Origin of the sequence: Aquabacterium sp. NJ1 (assembly GCF_000768065.1) — a bacterium.
Classification (GTDB): Bacteria; Pseudomonadota; Gammaproteobacteria; order Burkholderiales; family Burkholderiaceae_C; genus Aquabacterium.
This window is the reverse complement of the sequence record NZ_JRKM01000001.1, coordinates 274,249-296,759: the sequence shown is the minus strand read 5'-3', so window position 1 is coordinate 296,759 and position 22,511 is coordinate 274,249. Positions and strand designations below refer to the sequence as shown.

15 protein-coding genes are annotated in these 22,511 nt (G+C 64.9%); 11 read left to right on the top strand and 4 right to left on the bottom strand.

Translation table 11 applies throughout. The annotated features are described in order from the left end of the window. Nucleotides 1-56 precede the first annotated feature (56 nt). Nucleotides 57-1,826: an HDOD domain-containing protein gene (locus JY96_RS01270; RefSeq protein ID WP_052162021.1), complete on the top strand. Its 1,770-nt coding sequence runs from the start codon at nucleotides 57-59 to the stop codon at nucleotides 1,824-1,826. On the opposite strand, the gene JY96_RS01265 is transcribed toward JY96_RS01270, so the two are convergent. Next, a complete protein-coding gene (locus JY96_RS01265) occupies nucleotides 1,813-2,850 on the bottom strand; it encodes a quinone-dependent dihydroorotate dehydrogenase (RefSeq protein WP_035034274.1) in 1,038 nt (345 codons plus the stop codon). The genes JY96_RS01270 and JY96_RS01265 overlap by 14 nt on opposite strands. A gap of 245 nt (nucleotides 2,851-3,095) precedes the next feature. Here JY96_RS01265 and JY96_RS01260 point away from each other — a divergent pair, with 245 nt between their 5' ends. Both JY96_RS01260 and JY96_RS01255 read left to right on the top strand, forming a co-directional pair. Next, nucleotides 3,096-4,928 (top strand): PAS domain-containing methyl-accepting chemotaxis protein, encoded by a 1,833-nt coding sequence (locus JY96_RS01260; protein WP_052162020.1) that lies wholly within the window; start codon nucleotides 3,096-3,098, stop codon nucleotides 4,926-4,928. 87 nt (nucleotides 4,929-5,015) lie between these two features. Further along, nucleotides 5,016-7,361, top strand: a complete 2,346-nt coding sequence (locus JY96_RS01255) for a Tex family protein (RefSeq protein ID WP_035034271.1) — start codon at nucleotides 5,016-5,018, stop codon at nucleotides 7,359-7,361. A gap of 74 nt (nucleotides 7,362-7,435) precedes the next feature. On the opposite strand, the gene JY96_RS01250 is transcribed toward JY96_RS01255, so the two are convergent. Together JY96_RS01250 and JY96_RS01245 are read right to left on the bottom strand one after the other, a co-directional pair. After that, nucleotides 7,436-9,775, bottom strand: coding sequence for a heavy metal translocating P-type ATPase (locus tag JY96_RS01250; RefSeq protein ID WP_081960946.1), 2,340 nt, complete (start codon nucleotides 9,773-9,775; stop codon nucleotides 7,436-7,438). Nucleotides 9,776-9,901: 126 nt separating this feature from the next. Further along, on the bottom strand, nucleotides 9,902-11,395 hold the full coding sequence (locus JY96_RS01245; RefSeq protein ID WP_035034268.1) for an acetyl-CoA hydrolase/transferase family protein: 1,494 nt from the start codon (nucleotides 11,393-11,395) through the stop codon (nucleotides 9,902-9,904). A 153-nt stretch (nucleotides 11,396-11,548) separates the two neighbouring features. Here JY96_RS01245 and JY96_RS01240 point away from each other — a divergent pair, with 153 nt between their 5' ends. From JY96_RS01240 to JY96_RS01230, 3 genes are all read left to right on the top strand, one after another. Continuing rightward, nucleotides 11,549-12,424 carry a LysR substrate-binding domain-containing protein gene (locus tag JY96_RS01240; protein ID WP_035034265.1) on the top strand — a complete coding sequence of 292 codons (876 nt, stop codon included), beginning with the start codon at nucleotides 11,549-11,551 and terminating at the stop codon, nucleotides 12,422-12,424. 62 nt (nucleotides 12,425-12,486) lie between these two features. Beyond that, nucleotides 12,487-13,557, top strand: coding sequence for a phospholipase (locus JY96_RS01235; protein WP_152606327.1), 1,071 nt, complete (start codon nucleotides 12,487-12,489; stop codon nucleotides 13,555-13,557). A gap of 22 nt (nucleotides 13,558-13,579) precedes the next feature. Next, nucleotides 13,580-14,947, top strand: a complete 1,368-nt coding sequence (locus JY96_RS01230) for a hemolysin family protein (protein ID WP_052162019.1) — start codon at nucleotides 13,580-13,582, stop codon at nucleotides 14,945-14,947. Here the strand turns inward: JY96_RS01230 and JY96_RS01225 are convergent. Continuing rightward, complete coding sequence (locus tag JY96_RS01225) at nucleotides 14,917-16,053, bottom strand: iron-containing alcohol dehydrogenase (protein WP_035034261.1); 1,137 nt, start codon at nucleotides 16,051-16,053, stop codon at nucleotides 14,917-14,919. The two genes, JY96_RS01230 and JY96_RS01225, sit on opposite strands and share 31 nt — an antisense overlap. Nucleotides 16,054-16,212: 159 nt before the next feature. On the opposite strand from JY96_RS01225, the gene JY96_RS01220 reads away from it, so the two are divergent. The 5 genes from JY96_RS01220 (at nucleotide 16,213) to JY96_RS01200 (ending at nucleotide 22,425) form a co-directional block, all read left to right on the top strand. Next, nucleotides 16,213-17,664, top strand: coding sequence for a glycosyltransferase family 39 protein (locus JY96_RS01220; protein ID WP_035034258.1), 1,452 nt, complete (start codon nucleotides 16,213-16,215; stop codon nucleotides 17,662-17,664). 178 nt (nucleotides 17,665-17,842) lie between these two features. Continuing rightward, a complete protein-coding gene (locus JY96_RS01215; protein WP_052162853.1) occupies nucleotides 17,843-18,604 on the top strand; it encodes a TetR/AcrR family transcriptional regulator in 762 nt (253 codons plus the stop codon). Nucleotides 18,605-18,787: 183 nt separating this feature from the next. Continuing rightward, a complete protein-coding gene (locus JY96_RS01210; protein ID WP_035034255.1) occupies nucleotides 18,788-20,197 on the top strand; it encodes a 3-oxoacyl-ACP reductase in 1,410 nt (469 codons plus the stop codon). Nucleotides 20,198-20,219: 22 nt separating this feature from the next. Then, complete coding sequence (locus JY96_RS01205) at nucleotides 20,220-21,080, top strand: MaoC/PaaZ C-terminal domain-containing protein (protein WP_035034252.1); 861 nt, start codon at nucleotides 20,220-20,222, stop codon at nucleotides 21,078-21,080. A gap of 52 nt (nucleotides 21,081-21,132) precedes the next feature. Further along, nucleotides 21,133-22,425, top strand: coding sequence for an acetyl-CoA C-acetyltransferase (locus JY96_RS01200; RefSeq protein ID WP_035034250.1), 1,293 nt, complete (start codon nucleotides 21,133-21,135; stop codon nucleotides 22,423-22,425). The last annotated feature ends 86 nt before the right edge of the window (nucleotides 22,426-22,511 follow it).

The following is a 22,511-nucleotide window of genomic DNA, read 5'->3' as shown; positions in this document are numbered from 1 at the left end:
AAGTGTTTACATGGGGATACATTCATCCCCGGAGATCCACAGTCCTGCACACCCACATGGCCGCTGTCTCGCCCCCTACGACCACGGCGCCCCGATATTTCGGGCGGTTCGAGCTGCGGCAGTTGCTCGGGCGCAGCCATGCCTCGGGCACCTGGCTCGCGGTCGATCCGCGCCTGCAGCAGGAGGTCTTGCTGTGCGTGCCCCGTGCACAACCGCAAAACGACAGGGAGCGGGATGCCTGGACGCAGGAAGTGCTGTCCGGCGCCCGGCTGAAGCACCCGCAACTGGCGGATGTGCTGGAGGTGTCATCCCACGATGGCTGGCCCTTTGTGAGCTACGCACGTGGGCAGAGCGTGACCTTGTTCGAACGCCTGTCCTCTGGCCCGTCACCCACGCCGCTGGAAGTGGTGACCATGGTGTGCGACATCCTCGAAGGCCTGGCTTATGCCCACGAAGCCGGCGTGGCACACCAGGATCTGGCCTTGCACAACCTGCTGGTCGACAAGGCTGGCCGCGCCCGTGTCGCAGGCTTGAGTTGCTGCCTCGCACCACTGGCGCCAGGTGAGCTGTCCAGGCCACCCTATGGCCGCCAGCAGATGCGCCTGGCGGCCGAGCGTGATGTGCTCATGGTCGGCTTGCTGATGTACCGCCTGCTGGTCAACAGCCCTGCGCTGGACGACCCGGACCTGGGCCACGCCGCCAGCCGCATCGGCACGGAGATCGTGCGCCTGCCCTGGACGACACCGCACCCGGTGCCCGAGACACTGCGGGCGATCGTCAACCGCGCCACCGACCGGCAGCATCGCCAGCGTTACCTCAACGCCCGCACGCTGCTGAGCGCCTTGCAGGGCTGGATCAAGACCAATGCAGAAGACACCGGCGGCCCCCTGGCTTTGCTGCTGGACCGCCTCAACGCGGTGGGGACGCTGCCAGGCCGCCCTCAGACCGAGCGTGCGCTGATCGCGACCCTGTCGCAGGAAACGCTGCGTGTGGACGATTTCGTCGACATCATCGTCAAGAACCCGGCCTTGTGCTGGGAGATGCTGCGCTCGGTCAATGTGGCCTCTTACCGCAGCCAGACGGTGGACGACGGCGTGACGACCTTGTCTCGCGCGATCATGTTGCTGGGGCAGCAAGGCTTGCGCAAGGTCGCGGGCGGTGTGCGTGCCTGGCCTGGTGCCTTGGGTGCGCAAACCAGCTTGTCAGGCGAGGACGGGCAACAGGCCATCGCCGATCTGGACAAGGAATTGCGGCTGACCTGCCTGGCGGGCCACATCGCCCGGCTGATGGCGCCGTTTTCCATCAGCGACGAAGAGGCCTCCATCACGGCCATGTCACAGCGCCTGGGGTGGTTGCTGGTGCTCTACCACTTCCCGGATGAAGCCGCTCAGATCAAGCGCTTGATGCAGCCAGGCCCGCCAGCGGACGAGGACAGCACCACGCCCACGCCGGGCATGGGCATCGAGGCGGCGGCCAGTGCCGTACTGGGTGTGAACCTGGATGACTTGTCCATCTCGGTGATGAAACATTGGGGCATGCACGAGCGCTTGTTGCACGCCTGCAGGCCGCTGAGCCGCAGCACGCCGGTGCGCACGCCCACGACACCAGAAGACACCTTGCGCGTGGTGGCCAGCCTGGCCAATGAGATGGTCCAGACCTTGTCACTGGAGCCGCAGAAATCGGCCCAGTCCATGCACCAGGTCTACGTGCGTTACGCCCGCGCACTGGGCCTGACGGCCAAGGAGTGCACCCTCACGCTGGAGCACGCCACGCGCCTGGTGGACAGCGCAGCCCTCAGGTCCGCGAAGGTGGTCAGCCCAGCTTGAGCGCCTGCGCGCACTCCTTGACGAGTGCCGGGCCTTTGTAGATCAGGCCGGTGTAGATCTGGACTAGATCGGCGCCGGCATCGCGCTTGGAGCGTGCATCGGCCGCGCTCATCACGCCACCCACACCGATGATCGGGTAACGCGGGCCCAGGGCCGCACGCAGTTGACGGATCACCTGGTTGCTGGCTTCCAGAACGGGTGCACCGCTCAAGCCCCCGGTTTCCTCGGCATGCTTCAAGCCCTTGACGGCCTCGCGCGAGATCGTGGTGTTGGTGGCGATCACGCCATCGATGCCATTTTTCTGCAGCGTGGCGGCGATCACGCCGACTTGCGTTTCATCCAGATCAGGAGCGATCTTCACGAACATGGGCACCGTGCGGCCGTGGCGCTTGATCATGGCCTGGCGACGCTCCTGCAACTGGCCCAGCAGGGCATCCAGCGCCTCGTCGCTTTGCAGGGCGCGCAGGTTCTTGGTGTTGGGCGACGAGATGTTGACGGTGACGTAGTCCGCGTGCGGGTAGACGCCTTCCAGGCAGATCAGGTAGTCGTCCACCGCGTTCTCGATGGGCGTGACGGCGTTCTTGCCGATGTTCAGGCCGAGGATGCCACCCTTGCTGCGGAACTGCGCGCGTTTGACATTGGCCAGGAAGCTGTCGAGGCCTTCGTTGTTGAAGCCCAGGCGGTTGATCAGGGCGTTGGCCTCGGGCAGGCGGAACATGCGCGGCTTGGGGTTGCCAGGCTGGGCCTTGGGCGTCACGGTACCCACTTCCACGAAACCAAAGCCCATGGCGCCCAGGCCGTCGATCACGCGGCCGTTCTTGTCCAGGCCCGCGGCCATGCCGATGCGGTTGGGGAAAGTGATGCCGGCCACCTCGACCGGGTCCTGCACGCGGGCGGCGCCCCACAGGCAAGCCAGGGGCGTGTTCTGGAAACGGGCCAGGCCAGCCATGGTCAGCTCGTGAGCGGCCTCCGGGTCCAGGTTGAACAGCACGGATTTCGGCAGGGAATAGGGCAGCAGGGCCATGGCGGCGAAAGGAGTCGGGTGGAAGGTTGAACCGCGTATTGTCCCTGATCTGATCGTGGTTCCGGCGCGGCCAGGGCCTCCCACGTCTGCGTCGTCCGGACAGGGGGCCGTTTCCGGGCTTATTTCACCGGCCGTCCTCAAGGTGGCCCGCTAACCTGCCTGTTGCCGCAAAAAGCCCCGTGTCCGTCAGCGAAGTTTGCTTGTGCAGGGTTGATGTTGACCACGCTACTCCCTGGAGTCCCCCCATGGCCGCCCTTCAAAATGCCCGCCCCCGCTGGTTGCAGACTTTCTTCAGACCCGGCGCCGATCTGGACGCGCTGCAGGCACAACGTGATGTCGCCAGCGACCACGCTGCCCAGATTGCCGCGATCAGCCGCGCGCAAGCGGTGATCGAGTTCAACCTCGACGGCACGGTGCTGACCGCCAACGACAACTTCTGCAAGCTGATGGGTTACCGGCTGGATGAGATCCAGGGGCGACACCACAGCATGTTTGCCGCGCCAGGCTATGCGGACACCTCCGAGTACCGTCAGTTCTGGGTCAAGCTCAACCATGGCGAATTCGACGCTGGTGAATACAAGCGCGTGGGCAAGGGTGGGAAGGAGGTCTGGATTCAGGCCTCCTACAACCCCATCATCGGCACCAACGGACGCCCCGTCAAAGTGGTCAAGTACGCGACCGACATCACCGCGGCGAAGCTGCGCAATGCCGATTTCGAGGGGCAGCTTGCCGCCATCAGCAAGGCGCAAGCCGTGATCGAATTCGGGCTGGACGGATGCGTGCTGTGGGCCAATGACAATTTTCTGGCGGTGATGGGCTATACGCTGGCCGATATCAAGGGGCAGCATCACGCCATGTTCGTGGACCCTGCCTACCGTGACAGCCCTGAATACCAACGCTTCTGGGAAAAGCTGGGGCGGGGCGAGTACGACGCCGGGCAGTACAAGCGGTTTGGCAAGAACCGCAAGGAGGTCTGGATCCAGGCCTCCTACAACCCGATCATGGACATGAATGGCAAGCCGTTCAAGGTCGTCAAGTACGCCACCGACGTGACGGCCGAGGTCAAGGCCGCCAACATGCTGCGTGACGCCGTCGAGCAAGCCCAGCAGGTGACGGCTGCCGCCCAGAACGGGGATTTGTCCAAACGCATCTCGCTGGAGGGCAAGAGCGGCCCGATCGCTGCCATGTGCGCCGGCGTGAACGCCTTGATGGAAACCAACGCCGACATCTTCTTCGACATCGGCCGCATCTTCAGTGGGCTGGCCTCGGGTGACCTGCGCCAGCGCATCACGCGAGATGCCCAGGGCGTCTTCAACCAGGTCAAGCTGGACGCCAATGCCAGTTGCGACAAGCTCTCTGGCGTGCTCAGCCAGGTGCATGCCGCCTCGCTGGCCTTGACGAGCGCCGCCAATCAGGTCAGCAGCACGGCGCAGTCCTTGTCGATCTCCGCGAGCGAGCAGGCCACGTCGGTGGATGCGGTCTCAACCTCGATTGGGGCCATGGCCACCTCCATTGCCCAGAACCGGGACAACGCCACCATCACCGATGGCATTGCCGCCAAGGCCAGCAAGGAAGCTGTGGACGGCGGCCAGGCCGTGGGCAAGACCGTGCAGGCCATGAAGCAGATCGCCCAGAAGATCGGCATCATCGACGACATCGCCTACCAGACCAACTTGCTGGCTTTGAACGCGGCCATTGAAGCGGCGCGAGCAGGCGAGCACGGCAAGGGCTTCGCGGTGGTGGCGGCCGAGGTGCGCAAGCTGGCCGAACGCAGCCAGGAGGCCGCCAGGGAAATCGGCAATCTGGCGTCCAGCAGCGTGTCGACGGCGGAACATGCGGGCAAGCTGCTAGATGAAATCGTACCCTCGATCCAGAAAACCAGCGGGTTGGTGCAGGAGATCTCGGTGGCCTCGCAGGATCAAAACCAGTCGGTTGGCCAGATCGACCGGGTGATGGCCCAACTGAGCCTGGCCACGCAGCAGAACGCTGCGGCCTCGGAGGAGCTGGCTGCCACGTCGGAAGAGTTGTCCGGGCAAGCCATCGAGCTGCAGCAGGCGGTGTCCTTCTTCTCGCTCTGATTCGCCGTCCAGGCCGCCGGCCCCGGCGTGGGCCTATGGCAAACTGCGCCCCCTCAACCACTGAGTCTCGTTTGAGAGGGCTTTCTTTTGGACAAGATCCTGATGCAACTGGCGGCCGAGCTGAACGTTCGCCCCGCCCAAGTCAATGCCGCTGTTCAACTGCTGGACGGTGGCGCCACGGTGCCGTTCATCGCCCGTTACCGCAAAGAGGCCACGGACGGCCTGGACGACACGCAGCTGCGTGATCTGGAAGCGCGCCTGGGTTACCTGCGCGAGCTGGAAGACCGCCGCGCGGCCGTGCTCAAGAGCATTGAAGAGCAGGGCAAGCTGACGCCCGAGTTGCGTGCGGCCATCGAGATCGCGCCCACCAAGCAGGAGCTGGAAGACCTGTACCTGCCTTACAAGCAAAAGCGGCGCACCAAGGGCATGATCGCCCGAGAAGCCGGCCTGGAGCCGCTGGCCGACAAGCTGTTTGCTGACCCGACGCTGGACCCGCAGGCTGAAGCCGCCGCCTTCATCAACGCCGATGGCGGCTTTGCCGACACCTTCGCCGTGCTGGACGGTGTGCGCGACATCCTCTCGGAACGCTGGGCCGAAGACGCTGCCCTGATCGGCAAGATGCGCGACTGGCTGTGGAGCGAGGGCCTGTTCAAGTCCAAGCTGATGGCCGGCAAGGACGAGAACAATGCGGACGTGGCCAAGTTCCGCGACTACTTCGATTACGACGAGCCCATCCGCACCGTGCCTTCGCACCGCGCGCTGGCCGTGTTCCGTGGCCGCACGCAAGAGATCCTGGACGCCAAGCTGGTGCTGGACGAAGAAGTGGTGCCCGGCAAACCGACCATGGCTGAAGGCCGCATCGCCATCCATCTGGGCTGGAGCCATGCGAAGCGCCCGGGTGATGACCTGATCCGCAAATGCATCGCCTGGACCTGGAAGGTCAAACTCTCCTTGAGCCTGGAGCGCGACCTGTTCACCCGCTTGCGCGAGGCGGCTGAAGCCACCGCCATCAAGGTGTTTGCTGAAAACCTGCGTGACCTGTTGCTGGCCGCACCCGCCGGCAAGCGCGTGGTGATGGGCCTGGACCCCGGCATCCGCACCGGTGTGAAGGTGGCCGTGGTGAGCGACACCGGCAAGGTGCTGGATACCTCCACCGTCTACCCGCACGAGCCGCGCAAGGACTGGGAAGGCTCCATCCACACGCTGGGCCGCCTGTGTGCGGCGCATGGCGTCAACCTGATCGCCATTGGCAATGGCACGGCCAGTCGCGAAACCGACAAGCTGGCCGCCGACCTGATCAAACGCATCCAGCAGATGGCACCGGGCACGCCCATCGAGAAGGTGGTGGTGTCCGAAGCCGGTGCCTCGGTGTACTCGGCCTCCGAGTTCGCCAGCAAGGAGCTGCCCGAGCTGGACGTGAGCTTGCGTGGTGCCGTGTCCATTGCCCGCCGTCTGCAAGACCCGCTGGCCGAGTTGGTCAAGATCGACCCCAAGAGCATTGGTGTGGGCCAGTACCAGCATGACGTCAACCAGAGCGAGCTGGCGCGCACGCTGGACGCCGTGGTCGAAGACTGCGTGAACTCCGTGGGCGTGGACCTGAACACCGCCTCGGCGCCGCTGCTGTCACGCGTGTCGGGCCTGAGCTCGGCCGTGGCCAACAGCATCGTGCGCTGGCGTGATGCCAACGGTGCTTTCAAGAACCGCAAGCAGCTGATGGATGTGGCTGGCCTGGGCGCCAAGACCTTCGAGCAGGCGGCCGGCTTCCTGCGCATCCGCGATGGCGACAACCCGCTGGACATCTCGGGCGTGCACCCCGAGACCTACCCGGTGGTCGAAAAGATGCTGACCTCTACCGGCAAGAGCGCCAGCGAGCTGATCGGCAAGAGCGACGTGCTGCGCACGCTCAAACCCGAGCTGTTTGCCGACGACAAGTTTGGCGTAATCACGGTCAAGGACATCATCGGTGAGCTGGAAAAGCCCGGTCGCGACCCGCGCCCCGACTTCAAGGTGGCCCGCTTCAACGATGGCGTGGAAGACATCAAGGACCTCAAGGAAGGCATGGTGCTGGAGGGCACGGTCAGCAACGTGGCGCAGTTCGGCGCCTTCGTGGACCTGGGCGTGCACCAGGACGGTCTGGTCCACGTGAGCCAGCTGGCCAACAAGTTCGTCAGTGACGCGCGCGAGGTGGTCAAGACGGGTGACATCGTCAAGGTCAAGGTGATCGAGGTGGACCTGGCTCGCCAGCGCATCTCGCTGACCATGAAGCTCGATGCCCCCACGGGCCAGAAGGCCGCTGGTGGCGCGCGAGACAACAGCTTCAAGCCGGCGGCGCGCAACGAGCGCAGTGGTGGTGGGGCAGGGCGCGGCGCACCTCAGCCCCAGGGGCAATCCGCCATGGCGGCGGCGTTTGCGAAGTTGCAGCCCAAGCGATGAGCTGAGCCGGGCGGCTTGAGGCGCCTGAGCATGCAGCAGTGGAAGCGCCCGGCTACAACCGGGCGCTTTTGTTTTCAGGCTCTGGCGCGCAACAGCCTCAAACCGTTGAACACCACCAGCAGGCTGGCGCCCATGTCAGCGAACACCGCCATCCACAAGGTGGCCTGACCGGCCAGCGCCAGGGCCAGGAAGACGGCCTTGATGCCCAGCGCCAGCGCGATGTTCTGCTTGAGCACTTGGCTGGTGGCCTGGCTCAGGCGGATGAACTGGGCTACCTTGAGCGGGTCGTCGTCCATGATGGCGACATCCGCCGTTTCAAGCGCGGTGGCCGTGCCTGCGGCGCCCATGGCGATGCCCACGGTGGCGCGCGCCAGGGCAGGGGCGTCGTTGACGCCGTCGCCCACCATGGCCACGGGGCCGTGCGTTTGTGCTAGCTCTTCAATGGCCTTGAGCTTGTCGGCCGGCAGCATGTTGCCGCGCACGTCTTCGATGCCAAGTTGCTGCGCGATGTGCTGGGCCGTGGCCTGGTTGTCGCCGGTGAGCATCACGGCCCGCACGCCCAATTGCTTGAGCGCCTCCATGGCGCGGCGGCTCTCGGGGCGGGGCGTGTCAGCCATGGTCAGCACGGCCGTCGGCCCCTGGCTGTCCATCAGCACAAAGGCGGTCTTGCCTTGCAGCTCCAGGGTTTCCAGCCGGGCTTCCAGTTCTGGCGAGCACAGGCCCAGGTCTTCCACCAGGCGGTGGTTGCCCAGTTGCCAGTCCTGATCCTGCAGCCGCCCTTTGACACCCAGCCCAGGCAGCACGCTGAACTGATCCACAGGCCACAAGGCGCCATGTGGATCACGCTCGCGCCATGCCTCGACCAGGGCTTGCGCGATGGGGTGGCTGCTGCGCTGCTCCAGGCTGGCAGCCACGCGCAAAGCGTGCTGCGCGTTCATGCGCTGAAGCGGCACCACGTCAGTGAGCACAGGCTGCCCCTTGGTCAGGGTGCCCGTCTTGTCCAGCGCCACGGCCTTGATCAGGCGGCCTTGCTCCAGGTGCACGCCCCCTTTGACGAGGATGCCTTGGCGGGCCGCATTCGCCAGGCCGCTGACCACCGTGACCGGTGTGGACACCACCAGCGCGCATGGGCAGGCGATGACCAGCAACACCAGTGCCTGGTAGACCCAGTGATGGGCTCCGCCACCGATCAACCACGGCCCCAGCAGCGCGACCAGAGCGGCCAGCACGACCACGGCGGGCGTGTAATAGCGCGCGAACTGATCCACGAAACGCTGGGTGGGTGCGCGTTGGGCCTGCGCTTCCTGGATGGCCGAGGCGATGCGCGCCAGGGTGCTGTGCCCGGCTGTGGCCGTGACCTGTGCTTCGATGACGCCATCCGACACGATGGTGCCGGCGTACACCGTGTCACCAGGCTGCTTGTCCACGGGCATGCTCTCGCCGGTGATCGGCGCCTGGTTGACGCTGGCATGGCCTTTGATCACGCGTGCGTCCAGCGCGATGCGCTCGCCGGTTCGCACCATGATCATGTCCCCCTCGGCAATGTGCCCAACCTCGCTGTTTTGCCAGCGCGACTGACGCCACACCATGGCGGTATCCGGCGCGAGGGCGCTCAAGGCGTGCACGGCCTTGCGTGCTCGCTCCAGCGACAGCGCTTCAATGGCTTCGGCAATCGCAAACAGCACGATCACCATGGCCGCCTCGGACCAGTTGCCAATCAGCACGGCGCCAGCGACCGCCAGCGTCATCAGGAAGTAGATGTTGAGTGTGAGGTGCCGCAGCGCGATCCAGCCCTTCTTGAGGGTGGGGCCACCGGCGAGGGCCACGGCCAGCCCGGCCAGCAAGGCGACGCCCCAGGTCTGTTCCTCACCCATGTGCCAGTGCAGCGCCTCGGCGCCCAGTGCCGCCAGGCCCGCTGCGCCCAGTTGCAACCGGGCATGAAGCGGCAGGGCCTCAGGCAAGGGCGCGGCGACTTGCCCGGCTTCGAGCAGGCGGGGCGCCATGTCGAGTTCGGTCAGCGCGGCCTCCAGCTTGGCCGTGCCTTCCAGTTCATGAAAAACGGTGAGTTCGCGCGCCAGCAGGTTGAAGTCCAGCCGGATCACGCCCGTCATGGGCTCCAGCCGGTTGCGGATGAGCCGCTCCTCGGTCGGGCAGTCCATCTTGTCGATGCGGAACCGGACCTTGCTGGCGCCCTCGGGGGCCGCTTGTGGGGGCGACGCCGGCGTCAGCAAATCGCCGGGCACGCAGCAGTCGATTTCTTGCGCGTGCGCATGTCCATGTTCGTGCCCGTGATCGTGCTCATGTGAGCAGCACGCGTCGCCACTGTGCTGGTGTTCCGCGTGATGGTGTTCACGCTGCACCGGCGCTTCAACGCGGATGGGAATGTTGATCGGGCGGCGGGTCGAATTGCTCATGACGGGTGCTGCTTGAGGGCCTTCTTGCCCTGGTGTCACCCGATTCTGGCATGTCACCCCGGCTTGCGCCGAGGTTCAAGGTAAAGCCCGCTTGACATGCGCCTTCAGCGCATCCTCAGCGCAAGCTCAGCGCGCCTGCATCGTGCCGCATTCGTTGAACCGTGCGTGCCAGGCCAGCGCTTCCGTGAGGATGTGGGGCGTGTGTCCACCCAGGCGGCAGGCGGTGGTGAAATAGTCTTCCAGGGCGCCTCGGTAGGCGGGGTCTGCGCAGTGGCGAATGATCTCCACCGCCCGCTCGCGCGGCGCCAGGCCCCGCAGATCGGCCAGGCCATGCTCGGTCACCAGCACGTCCACATCGTGCTCGGTATGGTCCACGTGGGAAACCATGGGCACCACGCTTGAAATGGCACCACCCTTGGCGATCGACTTGGTCACGAACACCGACAGGTGGGCATTGCGCGCAAAGTCGCCCGAACCGCCAATGCCGTTCATCATGTGCGTGCCGCTCACGTGCGTGGAGTTCACGTTGCCATAAATGTCGAACTCCAGCGCCGTGTTGATGGTGATCAGGCCCAGGCGGCGGATCACCTCGGGGTGGTTGCTGATCTCCTGTGGGCGCAGCACCAGGCGCGGCTTGTAGTCATTGATGTGGTTGAGCACGCGCTCGTACGTCGGCTTGGACAAGGTGATGGACGAAGCCGACGCGAAGGTCATGCGCCCGCTGTCCAGCAACTCGATGGCGCTGTCTTGCAGCACCTCGGAGTACATGCGGATGTCCCGGAAGGGCGAGTCGATCAGGCCGTGCAGCACCGCATTGGAAATCGTGCCGATGCCCGATTGCAGCGGCTGCAGCGAGGCCGACAGGCGCCCGACGCGCACCTCGTTGCGCAGGAACTCGTCGAGGTGACCCGCGATGGCCTGCGTTTCGGCATCCGGTGGCAGCACATTGGAGGGGCTGTCTGCCTTCTCGGTGATCACGATGGCGGCGATCTTGGCCGGGTCGATCGCGATGTACGGCACGCCAATGCGCTGCTCCGGCGAGATCAGCGGGATGGGCTGGCGGTGCGGGCGATAGGTGGGGATGAAGATGTCATGCAGGCCTTCGAGCTGCGTCGGCATCTTCAGGTTGATCTCGACGATCACCTTCTTGGCGAGGATGGCGAAGCTGGCCGAGTTTCCCACCGAAGTCGTCGGCACGATGGCGCCGTTTTCCGTGATGGCCGTGGCTTCGATCACCGCGATGTCCACGCCAGGCAACTGTTTGCTGCGCAGCTGCTCCACGGTTTCAGACAAGTGCTGATCCAGGAACATCACTTCGCCCGCGTTGATCTTCTGGCGCAGCGTGGCATCGACCTGGAAGGGCAGGCGGCGCGAGATGGCATTGGCCTCGGTCAGGGTCTTGTCCGTGTCGTTGCCCAGCGAGGCGCCTGTCATCAGCGTGATCTGCAGGTGCTCCTGGCGAGCCCGGTCTGCCAGCGCCAGGGGCACGGCCTTGCAGTCACCCGCCCGCGTGAAGCCGCTCATGCCCACCGTCATGCCGTTTTCGAACAGTTCGGCCGCGTCGTGGGCGGACATCACCTTGTTGCGCAAGCTGGCCAGGCGGATTCGGTCTTCGTACATGTGGTCTCCACGAGCGGTGGTAGCGGTCGGTGAGCGCGGCTACCTGTTTGAGGGGCGTTATTCGCGGACAAGTATAGAAATCGGCATGCATTCGTGCTGCGACTTATATTCATGCTTTGCATTCATAAAATTCATACGTTAAGGAGCCCGACCATGGACCTGAGGGCCTTGCGCTATTTCGTGGAAACCGCCCGCCAACGCAGCTTCACGACGGCGGCATCGCACCTGTACGTCACGCAGTCCACCGTGAGCAAGATGGTGCGCCAGCTGGAAGATGAAGTCGGGCAGGCGCTGCTGATCCGGGAGGGCCGCACGGTGCGGCTGACCGATGCCGGCCAGATCGTGTTCGAGCGCGCTCAAGAAGCGCTGGCCGTCGTGCAGCGTTTGAACCGCGACGTGGCGGATCTGTCTGATATCGCCCGGGGCGAGTTGACGATCGGCATCCCGCCCATGGTGAACATCTTCTTCCCGCCGCTCATCCAGCGCTACAAGGCACGCTATCCGCATGTGAAGCTGAACATCGTGGAAGCGGGTGGGCAAGTCATCGAGCAACGTGTGCGCAGCGGTGAGCTGGAACTCGGCGTGACCGTGCTGCCCACCGAGCCAGGCGAGGGCCTCGCCTCCCATGAAATGGGGCGTTACCAGATCTGCCTGGTGGGTTCGCCTGACGCGCCTTGGGCTAGGCTCAAGCGCCCCGGCCTGGCCGCCTTGCACCAGCAGCCCGTGGTCATGCTGGGCGACGACTACGCTCTGACGCGCCGTTTGCGTGATGCGTTTGATGAGGCCGGCGTGCAGCCCGAGGTCATCGCCCAGAGCGGCCAGTGGGATTTCCTGCTGTCCATGGCCATGGCAGGTATGGGCACGGCCTTGTTGCCCGAGCCTCTGCTGACGCGGCAGCGCCTGCCGAGTGCGGTGGTGGTCAAGCCCTTGCACGCCCGCGATCTTGCCTGGCGTGTTGGCCACATCTGGGTGCCTGATCGCTACATGTCGCACGCGGCGCGTGCATGGCTTGGCATCGGCACCGCCTGACACCTCATGGCTTGCTCATCCCATGCGCCAAGGCCATGGAGGCTGGGCTATTCTCTGTGTCCATGAAGGCATTGCACATCCATGCTGGCGAGCGCGCGCGCCGGCACATCGAGGCCAACGGCCTGAGCCCGCAAGACGTGCGTCTGGTCCCGGCTGCCGCAGGCGGCCCCAAGGGCCTGATCCTCAACCACCTGGATCAGCACCTGTTCGGGCAATGGCTGCCTCAGGGCGGGCACACCGTGCACCTGGTGGGCGCTTCCATCGGCGCCTGGCGCATGGCTACCGCGGCGATGGCCGACCCCTTGCAGGCCTTCAAGGATCTGGCCTATGGCTACATCCAGCAGAACATCGAGCCCGAGGTGGGGCGCAAGATGCCTTCTGCGCAGCGCATCACGGCGGGCTTCACCGATACGCTCAAGTCCTTCTTTGGCGACAGCGTGGAGGGCATGTTGCACCACCCGCGCTACCAGTTGCACATCCTGACCTCGCGCGGTCGGCAGGTGTTGCGACGCGGTTCGCCATCGCGCACGGCACTGGGTTTCACCGGCCTGGCGCTGGGCAATGCCCTGACCAGAAAGGCAGTTGGCCTGTTTCTGGAGCGCACGGTTTTTTCAACGCGCGGCGAGCCTTTGCCCGTGCCTTTGAACGACCTGCCCACAGGCCGTGTGGAGCTGGATCAGGCCAACTTCATGCCCGCCATGCTGGCCTCCTGCAGCATCCCCTTCATGCTGGAGGCGGTCAACGACATCCCCGGCGCCGTGCGTGGGTCCCATTGGGACGGCGGCATCGTGGACTACCACTTCCACTGGCACTACTCGGCCATGGACAAAGGGCTGGTGCTGTATCCGCACTTTCAGCGCCAGGTTGTGCCCGGCTGGCTCGACAAGGCCCTGAAGTGGCGCCACCGCGCCAGCCCCTGGCTGGACAACATGGTGCTGCTGGCGCCCAACCCGCAATGGGTGGCCACGCTGCCCGGCGGCAAGCTGCCTGATCGCAATGACTTCAAGCGCCTGAACTACGAGCAGCGCGTCCAGGCCTGGACCGAAGCCGTGGCCCGCGCCGCCGTACTGGCCGACGAATGGCAAGCCTGGCTGCAGCAAGGCTGCCCCGCGGATCAGCTCAAACCACTGTGAGCCACCTCGCTACACTGTGCCCATGGACCCGATTGCCAGCCTCCTGCTGATCGCCGGCTTGATCGCAGCCAGCGCGTTCTTCTCCATCTCCGAGCTTGCCGTGGCCGCGGCGCGCCGCCTGCGTCTGCGCCAGATGGCCGACCTGGGTGATGCGCGTGCCCAGCGCGTGCTGAACGTGCAGGAAGAACCCGGCGATTTCTTCACGGCGATCCAGATTGGCATGAACACGGTGGCCATCCTGGGCGGTGTGGTGGGCGAGGGCGCCTTCGCCCCCTTGATCCAGCCCCTGCTGCTGCGCCTGCAATTGCCACAGTCTCACGCCGAGACCTTGAGTGCGGTGGCGTCCTTCGTGCTGGTCACCAGCCTGTTCATCCTGTTGGCCGACCTGTTTCCCAAGCGCCTGGGCATGAGTGCGCCCGAGCAGGTGGCCGTGCGCGTGGTGGGGCCCATGCACGCTGTGCTGACGCTGCTCAAGCCCGTGGTATGGCTGTTCAAGCGCCTCACCGATGGCCTGTTCAAGCTGCTTGGTTTGCCTGACCGGCGCGACGACGCCGTCACCCCCGATGACATCCTCGCCATGGCCCAGGCCGGTGCCGACGCCGGTGTGCTGGCTGGCGCCGAGCACCGCGTGATCGAAAACGTGATCGAGCTGGACACCCGCCTGGTCACCAGCTCCATGACCGCTCGAGACAGCATCATCCACTTCCTGCTGGACGACAGCGAAGCCCTGATCCGTGCGCGCATCGACCAGTACCCGCACTCCACCTACCTGGTCTGCGACGGCGACATCGACCATGTGGTGGGCTATGTGGACTCCAAGGATCTGCTCAGCCGGGTGCTGAAAAACCAGTCGATCGCGCTCAATTCGGAGGGGCTGATCAAGAAGGTGCTGATGGTGCCCGACCGCCTCACCTTGTCGGAGATGCTGGCCCAGTTCCGCCAGGCCTATGAAGACTTTGCCGTCATCGTCAACGAATACAGCCTGGTCGTGGGCATCATCACCATCAACGATGTGATGAGCACGGTGATGGGCAGCCTGATGGCGCCGCTGGACGAAGAGCAGATCGTGCAGCGAGACGCCAACTCCTGGCTGATCGACGGCGTCACGCCCATCGAAGACGTGCTGCGCGCGCTCGACCTGGACAGCCTGCCGCACCAGGAAGACTACGAGACCCTGGCCGGTTTCCTGATGGTGATGCTGCGGCGCATCCCCAGGCGCACGGACACCGTGTTCTGGGGCGGCTTGCGCTTCGAGGTGCTGGACGTGGACAGCTACAAGATCGACCAGGTCATGGTGACCCGTTTGCAGCCGGGTGATTCAATGCCTGGCACGGCCACCGATCAAGGCGCCCAGCACGGTCACATCGAGGCCGACAGCAAGTCCATGTAATCGTCCGCCGTGGCGATGCGCGGGTTGGTCTTGTGGCAGTGATCGGCCATCGCGCCGGTCACGATCTTCTCGAACCACTCACGCTGCACACCCAGTTCGGCCAGGCCCGTTGGCAAGCCCAGGCGCGCGTTCATGTCGCGAATGGCTTCAGGGATGTCGGCCGCGCCCTTGAGGCCCATGGCATGCGCCATGCGTTCCAGGCGGCGTTCCTTCTGGATGGACTCGGCTGCCGCGTTGAACTTGATCACCTCGGGCAGGAACATCGCGTTGAGCGTGCCGTGGTGCAGCTTGGGGTTCACGCCACCCAGGCTGTGGCTCAGGCTGTGTACGGCGCCCAGGCCTTTCTGGAAGGCCATGGCGCCTTGCATGGAGGCGCTCATCATGTTCAGGCGTGCCTCGCGGTCGCTGCCGTCTTTTGTGGCGCGCTCGATGTGGTGCCAGGCGCGCTCCAGGCCGTCCAGCGCGATGCCGTCAGCGGGCGGGTTGAAGGCGGGCGCCATGAAGGTTTCCATGCAGTGCGCGATGGCGTCCATGCCGGTGGCCGCCGTGAGCGAAGGGGGCAGGCCCAGCGTCAGCTCGGGGTCGCAAATCGCTGCCTTGGGCATCAGGTTCCACGAGTGGAAGCCCAGCTTGCGGCCGTCGTCCACGATCACGATGGCGCCACGCGCCACTTCGCTGCCGGTGCCGGCGGTGGTGGGCACGGCAATCAGCGGTGCGGCCTGCGCCGTGATCTTGGGCGAGCCACCTTCGATGGTGGCGTAAGTCTTCAACGGGCCTGGGTGCGTGGCCATGATGGCCAGGCCCTTGGCCAGGTCGATGCTGGAGCCGCCGCCCACGGCGATCAGGCCATCACACTGGTTGGCCTGCCAGACCTCATGCGCTGCGCGCACGGCGGCTTCCGTCGGGTTGGGGGGGGTCTGGTCGAACACGGTCACCGGCAGGTCCTTGACCGCGTCCAGCGCCTTTTGCAGGACGCCCGCGGCACGCACACCGGCATCGGTCACGATCATGGGGCGGCGCATGCCGACGCGCTCGCATTCCGACGCCAGCAGCTTGATCGCGCCAAACTCGAACTGGATCTGGGTGAGGTACAGGATGGTGGCCATGGGGAGGTGTCTCGCTCGCTGTTCGTTTAACTCAGATGGGCGGACTTTAGCGCGTTTAGACTCCCGCCCATGCCAAGTACATTCCATTCCCCTGGCGCGGTTAGCCCCTCCGTAACCGACCCCTTCGATTCCGCCTGGGGCCGTCCTTGGCTGGTGTCCTTGTGCATCTTCGCGCTCGTTGCGGCCTGGGTGGCACTGTCGGCGCATTTGCACACGGCCTTGCACCACGACATGGCCGAGCAGTTCGTCTGGGCTCACGCCTGGCAGCTGGGCTACCCCAAGCACCCGCCGCTGCCGACCTGGTTGTTCCTGCTGGCCCAAACGGTGTTGCCCGCCAAGCCCGCCACGCTGTATGGCTTGTCTGCCGTGTGCATCGGCCTCACGGGTGTGTTCACGTACCTGGCTGCCCGCGAGTTGATGTCGCCAAGCCTGGCTTTGTGCGTGGCCGGCTTGTGGGGCTTGCAGCAACCGTTTGGCTGGCGCGCATGGATCTACAACCACAACACCGTGCTGGTGATGACCGTGGCGATGGCGGTGTACTTCGCCGCCCGTGCGGCTCGGCGCAACGAGCAGGGCAGTTGGGCTGCCGCAGGTCTGGCGGCTGGCCTGGCCATGTCCACCAAATTGCAGGCCGTGGTCCCGCTGGTCGGGGTGTTGTGGGCGCTGTGGCGCAGTGGCAGCCTGGAATCGCTGGCTTCGCGCAAGGGCCTGGCCATGGCCATCGTGCTGGGCGCGGTGGTGTGTGCGCCGCCCTTGTGGTGGATGGCAACCGGCCACACCAACGCGCTTGAATACGCCACCCATCAACTGGGCAGCGGTGCGGGCGAAGGTGAGTCCATGCGCTTGGGGCAGTTCGTGGTTTCCGAGTTGCGCATGCTGGCCCCGGCGCTGGTGGCCTTGCTGGTCTGGGTGGCGCGAGCATATGGGCGAGACGCCACGCAGGCGAGCGCCAGTGGGTCAACGGCCAGCGCCACGCCCGTGCGGGCCTGGGTCGAAGGCCTGCTCCTCGTGCCCCTGGCTTTTGTGCTGGCCGTGGGCATCTTCGGCGGCTCCAAATTGCACGCGCAGTGGGGCGTCCAGACCTTCCAGTTCGCGTCGTTTGCATTGGTCGCCTGGTTCGGGGCCTATGTTGAGAAGGCGCCTCTGCGCGGCCTGGTGCTGACGGTCGTCGCCATCCAGTGCATTTCGTTCCTGGTAGCCGCCTCGCCCGCCGGTGCGCGGCTACACGCACCCGGCGCGGTGCAGGGCTATCCGGCGCGTGAGTTGGCTGACCGCGTTGCGGCGGATTGGCAGCACGCTGCACCCGGCTGCGCCTTGCGTTATCTGGATGCCCCATTTTTCGAAGGTGGGCAGGTCTCGGCCTTCGGGCAAGGCTTTCCAGCCGTGCTGCAGGAGGGCAACTACCGCGACAGCCCCTGGATCAACGCCGACGACATACAAGCCCGGGGCAGCGTGGTCATGCGCCATCTGGCCCAGGAGTTGCCGCCGGATGTCATCCACTCGCCCGACATGGTGCTGATCCCGCCCAGGCAGGTCAAAGGCGTGGTGCCGGTCGTCTGGGGTATCCGCCTGCCCAAGGGAGAATGCTCGCCCGCGCGGGGCAGCAAGTGACAGACTGAGGAATCCTTCACGACACAGGCAGGGTGTCCACCCCGGATATTGGGGGAATCGGCAATTTTCTGAGGGCCATTGTGTTTCAAAGGCCTCGGTCTGGCATACCATACGCACCCAACGATAAAACGGACGTTTGAAACGTTCGTACTGTGTGTACCCTGGAGACCCGTTGACCATGCCTCAGGCCTCGACACGTCTGTCGCCTGCCGATACGAAGACGCGCATTCTGGATGCGGCCGAAACCCTGTTCGTGACTGGCGGGTTCGAGTCCATGTCCATGCGCCAGATCACCAGCGCGGCCAATGTGAACCTGGCTGCGGTGAACTACCACTTCGGCAGCAAGGATGCCCTGATCCAGGCCGTGCTTTCGCGCCGGCTGGACCCGCTCAACGAGCAACGCGTTGCCATGCTGGACGCCTTCGAGTCCAACCTGGGTGACAAGCTCACCTGCGAGCACATCCTCGTGGCGCTCTTCCTGCCCGCCGTGCGGATCTTCCGAAGCGACGCCCCCATGGCCGATCGCTACTTGCACTTCCTGGGGCGCTCGTACACCGACCCGTCGCCCGTGGTGCGCGACTTCATCAACACCCACTACATCCAGACGCTGGGCCGCTTCTTCTTCGCCTTCCAGCGTGCCTTGCCTGAGCTGAGCCGCGAGGACCTGGGCTTTCGTTTGAACTTTGCCATGGGCGCCTTGTCGGGCATCCTGGCCGGTGGCAACACGCAGCGCCTGATCCGTGAATTCACGCAGCAGCAGGGCGACCACGAAGCCGTGATCCTGTCGCGCCTGGCCTCCCTGATGGTGGCCGCGCTCAAGGCGCCGCTACCTGGCCCCAATGAAGCGCTGCAGTTTGGCGCCATGGCCAATCTGCCTGGCGTTGCTTTGATCGGTCCGGGTGCGACGGCGGACGCTGACGCCGCGCCTGCGCACTCCTGACGCCACATTCCCCAAGGCCATGAAACCCATTCCTTGTCTGTCCTCCCCCGGTCTGACAAGACAGCTCGCCCCTCAACAGGGTGGGCGCAACCCGCAGGCTTGCCGTTTGGGCAAGCCGCTGTCTCAACCAGCCTTGTCAGGACTGTTCACGTCCGCAGGCTCCACCACCGAAGAGTGTCTCGCATGAAAGACGGTTACCTCGACTTTGCCAACTCGCCCATGGGCGCCAAGCTCATCAATGCCCTGGGTCTGCCCAAGCCGCTGCCCCTGGAGCGTTACAAGGCCGGCCAACCCGTCGTTCAAGGCACGGTTCTGATCGGTGGTGGTGGCGAGCCTCAACTGCTGGAGGCCCTGGCTGGTGCATTCAAGAACATGGGCGTGCAAAGCCTGGCCCATGAAAAGCTGCCCCAGTGGGTGGCCGTGGCCAACAAGTCTGGCCTGACCACCGGTCGCTGGGGTGGCAACGGCCAGCCGGGCGAAAAGGTCAAATGCCTGGTGTTCGACGCCACCGGTCTGGAAGATAGCACCCAGTCTGACGCTCTGTACTGGTTCTTCCACGATGTGGCCCGTTCGGTGTTGCCTTGTGGTCGCGTGGTGATCCTGGGCCGTCCGCCCGCAGAGTGCAAGTCGCCGCGCAAGGCCACCATCCAGCGTTCGCTGGAGGGCCTGAGCCGTTCGCTGGGCAAGGAGCTGAAGAAGGGCATCAACGCCAACCTGGTGTACGTGTCCGAAGGCGCCGAAGGCAACATCGAGTCCACGCTGCGCTTCCTGCTGTCGCCCAAGTCGGCCTATGTGTCGGCCCAGGTCATGCACGTTGGCAAGCCTGTCGGCGAGCTGGTGGTGCCCAAGGACTGGAACCTGCCTCTGGCTGGCAAGAAGGTGCTGGTCACCGGTGCCTCGCGCGGTATTGGTGCGGCCATCGCCGAAGTGATGGCCCGCGACGGCGCCCAGGTGATCTGCCTGGACGTGCCTCAAGCGCAAGAAGGCCTCAATGAAGTGGCCAAGAAGCTGGGCGGCACCGCCCTGGCCATGGACATCGGCGCCGCTGACGCACCGCAGAAGCTGGCTGAGGCCGCCAAGGCCCAAGGTGGTTGGGACGTGGTCGTGCACAACGCCGGCATCACGCGTGACAAGACCATCGCCAACATGAAGGAACACCTGTGGCAGCTGGTGGTCAACGTGAACCTGTCGACCCAGGAGCGCATCAATGATGAGCTGGTCAGCTCGGGCGCCCTGAAGTCCGGCGGCCGCATCGTCTGTGTGTCGTCGATCTCGGGTATCGCCGGCAACATGGGCCAGACCAACTACGCCGTCTCCAAGGCGGGTGTGATCGGCATGGTCAACAGCACCGCCCCGATCTTTGCCGAGCGTGGCATCACCATCAACGCCGTGGCGCCAGGTTTCATCGAAACCCAGATGACCGCCGCCATCCCCTTCGCCATTCGCGAAGCCGGTCGCCGCATGAACTCCATGAGCCAGGGCGGCCAGCCAGTGGACGTGGCTGAAGCCATTGCCTGGTACGCGAGCCCCGCCTCCGCTGGTGTCACGAACAACGTGATCCGTGTTTGCGGTCAGAGCTTGATTGGCGCTTGATCAACGATCGCGGCAAGATCCCATGAAGATCATCGAAGTCAACAAGCTGCCCAGCGCCATCTCGCTGAACCTGGGTGCCTTGCGCTCCAGCAGCAAGCGCCCAGGTGTGGTCGAGGCCTTGCCCGAGATCACCTATGTGCGCCCGCGCGTGGTGGTGGATGGCAAAAAAGTGGCGGCCTATGCCAAGGTGTGCGGCTTCAGCAAGGCGCACGGCGTGCCCATGCTGTTCCCGCACATGGAGGCCTTCCCGCTGGCCATGATGCTGTTCGGCACCAAGGCCTTCCCGTGGCCTGCCATGGGCCTGGTTCACCTGGGCAACAGCGCCAAGCTGCTCAAGCGCATCAATGTGGGTGATGAACTCCGCATCGAAATGCGCACGGGCGAGCTGTATGCACATGACAAGGGGCAGGTGTTCACGCTGCATGCCCGTGCCTTGCGCGCAGGTGAGGTGGTGTGGGAAAGCACCTGGACCTTGCTGCGCCTGGGCGTGCGCAACCCCAAGGGGGCGCCATACACCAGTGCGCTGGTCGATGATTCGCCGCTGTCGCACCAGGCAGATTTCTACGCTGGTGCGGGCATTGGCCGGGCTTATGGCCGCGTGTCGGGTGACATCAACCCCATCCACCTGTCTGCCATCACCGCCAAGTTCCTGGGCTTTCGCAAGGCCATTGCCCACGGCATGTGGACCAAGGCCCGCGCCCTGGCCACATTGATGCCGCGCGAAGCCGTTGATCACGCCGAGGTCATCGTCGAGTTCAAGACACCCCTGTTCCTGCCAGCACGCGCTTCCCTGTGGGCCGTGCGTCAGGAGCAGGGCGCCTTGTTCGAAGTGCGCAATGCCAAGGGCGACAAGCCTCACCTGCGTGGCCGGGTCACTTACTGACCTGCCTCGCAACCAGATTCATTCAATTCAAAATCGAGAAGGACAACCTCTCATGAGCACCATTCGTCGCGTCGCCATCATTGGCGGTAACCGCATTCCCTTCGCCCGTTCCAACACGGTGTACTCGCATGCCTCCAACCAGGAGATGCTGACCGCCACCCTGCAAGGCCTGGTCGACCGCTTCAACCTGCACGGCAAGCGCCTGGGCGACGTCGCCGCTGGCGCCGTGATGAAGCACTCGCGTGACTTCAACCTGGTGCGTGAGAGCGTGCTGTCCACCACCCTGTCGCCCGAGACGCCCGCCTACGACCTGCAACAGGCTTGCGGTACCGGCCTGGAAGCCATCATGCTGGTGGCCAACAAGATCGCCCTGGGCCACATCGAGTGCGGCATTGGCGGCGGTGTGGACACCACGTCTGACGCCCCCATCGGTGTCAACGAAAAGATGCGCAAGATCCTGATGGAAGCCAACCGCGCCAAGGGTACGGTTGCCCAGCTCAAGGTGATCTCCAAGATCCGCCCCAGCATGCTGGTCAAGCCCGCCATCCCCAAGAACGGTGAGCCTCGCACGGGTTTCTCGATGGGCGAGCACGCCGAGCTGATGGCCCGTGAATGGTCCATCCCCCGCGAAGAGCAGGACCAACTGGCCGTGGCCAGCCACACCAACCTGGCTCGCGCCTACAAGGAAGGCTTCTTCGCCGACCTGATGACCCCGTTCAAGGGCGTGACCAAGGACAACAACCTGCGTGAAGGCATCACCATCGAGAAGCTGCGCACGCTCAAGCCTTGCTTCGACAAGAAGATTGCCCCGGGCCAGGGCACGCTGACGCCTGCCAACTCGACGCCCCTGACCGACGGCGCGTCTGCCGTGCTGCTGGGCAGCGAGGAATGGGCCAAGGCCAACAACCTGCCCGTGCTGGCCTACATCACCTTCAGCGAAGTGGCCGCTGTCGATTTCTTCGGCCCCAAGAAGGAAGGCCTGCTGATGGCCCCGGCCTACGCCGTGCCCCGCATGCTGGCCCGCGCCGGCATCAGCCTGCAGGACTTCGATTTCTATGAAATCCACGAAGCCTTTGCTGCCCAGGTGCTGTGCACGCTGAAGGCCTGGGAAGATCCCAAGTACTGCAAGGAAAAGCTGGGCCTGGACAAGCCGCTGGGCAAGATCGACCGCAGCAAGCTCAACATCAACGGCAGCTCGCTGGCAGCGGGTCACCCGTTTGCGGCCACCGGTGGCCGTCTCGTTGCCACGCTGGCCAAGATGCTGTCCCAGAAGGGTTCCGGCCGCGGGCTGATCTCCATCTGCGCGGCCGGTGGCCAGGGCGTGGTGGCCATCCTGGAGCGTTGATTTTTTCCTTGTCACCCGGGGTAGGCAAACCCTTAAAGAGGGCCCCGGGTTGATACACTCCGTAACTTGACCAGGCGACCTGCAGC

Coding starts and splice junctions, on each gene's coding strand:
- JY96_RS01200 (WP_035034250.1), top strand. CDS start 21,133: ATGAGCACCATTCGTCGCGTCGCCATCATTGGCGGTAACCGCATTCCC.
- JY96_RS01250 (WP_081960946.1), bottom strand. CDS start 9,775: ATGAGCAATTCGACCCGCCGCCCGATCAACATTCCCATCCGCGTTGAA.
- JY96_RS01265 (WP_035034274.1), bottom strand. CDS start 2,850: ATGGCCCTGCTGCCCTATTCCCTGCCGAAATCCGTGCTGTTCAACCTG.
- JY96_RS01230 (WP_052162019.1), top strand. CDS start 13,580: ATGGACCCGATTGCCAGCCTCCTGCTGATCGCCGGCTTGATCGCAGCC.
- JY96_RS01210 (WP_035034255.1), top strand. CDS start 18,788: ATGAAAGACGGTTACCTCGACTTTGCCAACTCGCCCATGGGCGCCAAG.
- JY96_RS01270 (WP_052162021.1), top strand. CDS start 57: ATGGCCGCTGTCTCGCCCCCTACGACCACGGCGCCCCGATATTTCGGG.
- JY96_RS01240 (WP_035034265.1), top strand. CDS start 11,549: ATGGACCTGAGGGCCTTGCGCTATTTCGTGGAAACCGCCCGCCAACGC.
- JY96_RS01235 (WP_152606327.1), top strand. CDS start 12,487: ATGAAGGCATTGCACATCCATGCTGGCGAGCGCGCGCGCCGGCACATC.
- JY96_RS01205 (WP_035034252.1), top strand. CDS start 20,220: ATGAAGATCATCGAAGTCAACAAGCTGCCCAGCGCCATCTCGCTGAAC.
- JY96_RS01215 (WP_052162853.1), top strand. CDS start 17,843: ATGCCTCAGGCCTCGACACGTCTGTCGCCTGCCGATACGAAGACGCGC.
- JY96_RS01260 (WP_052162020.1), top strand. CDS start 3,096: ATGGCCGCCCTTCAAAATGCCCGCCCCCGCTGGTTGCAGACTTTCTTC.
- JY96_RS01245 (WP_035034268.1), bottom strand. CDS start 11,395: ATGTACGAAGACCGAATCCGCCTGGCCAGCTTGCGCAACAAGGTGATG.
- JY96_RS01225 (WP_035034261.1), bottom strand. CDS start 16,053: ATGGCCACCATCCTGTACCTCACCCAGATCCAGTTCGAGTTTGGCGCG.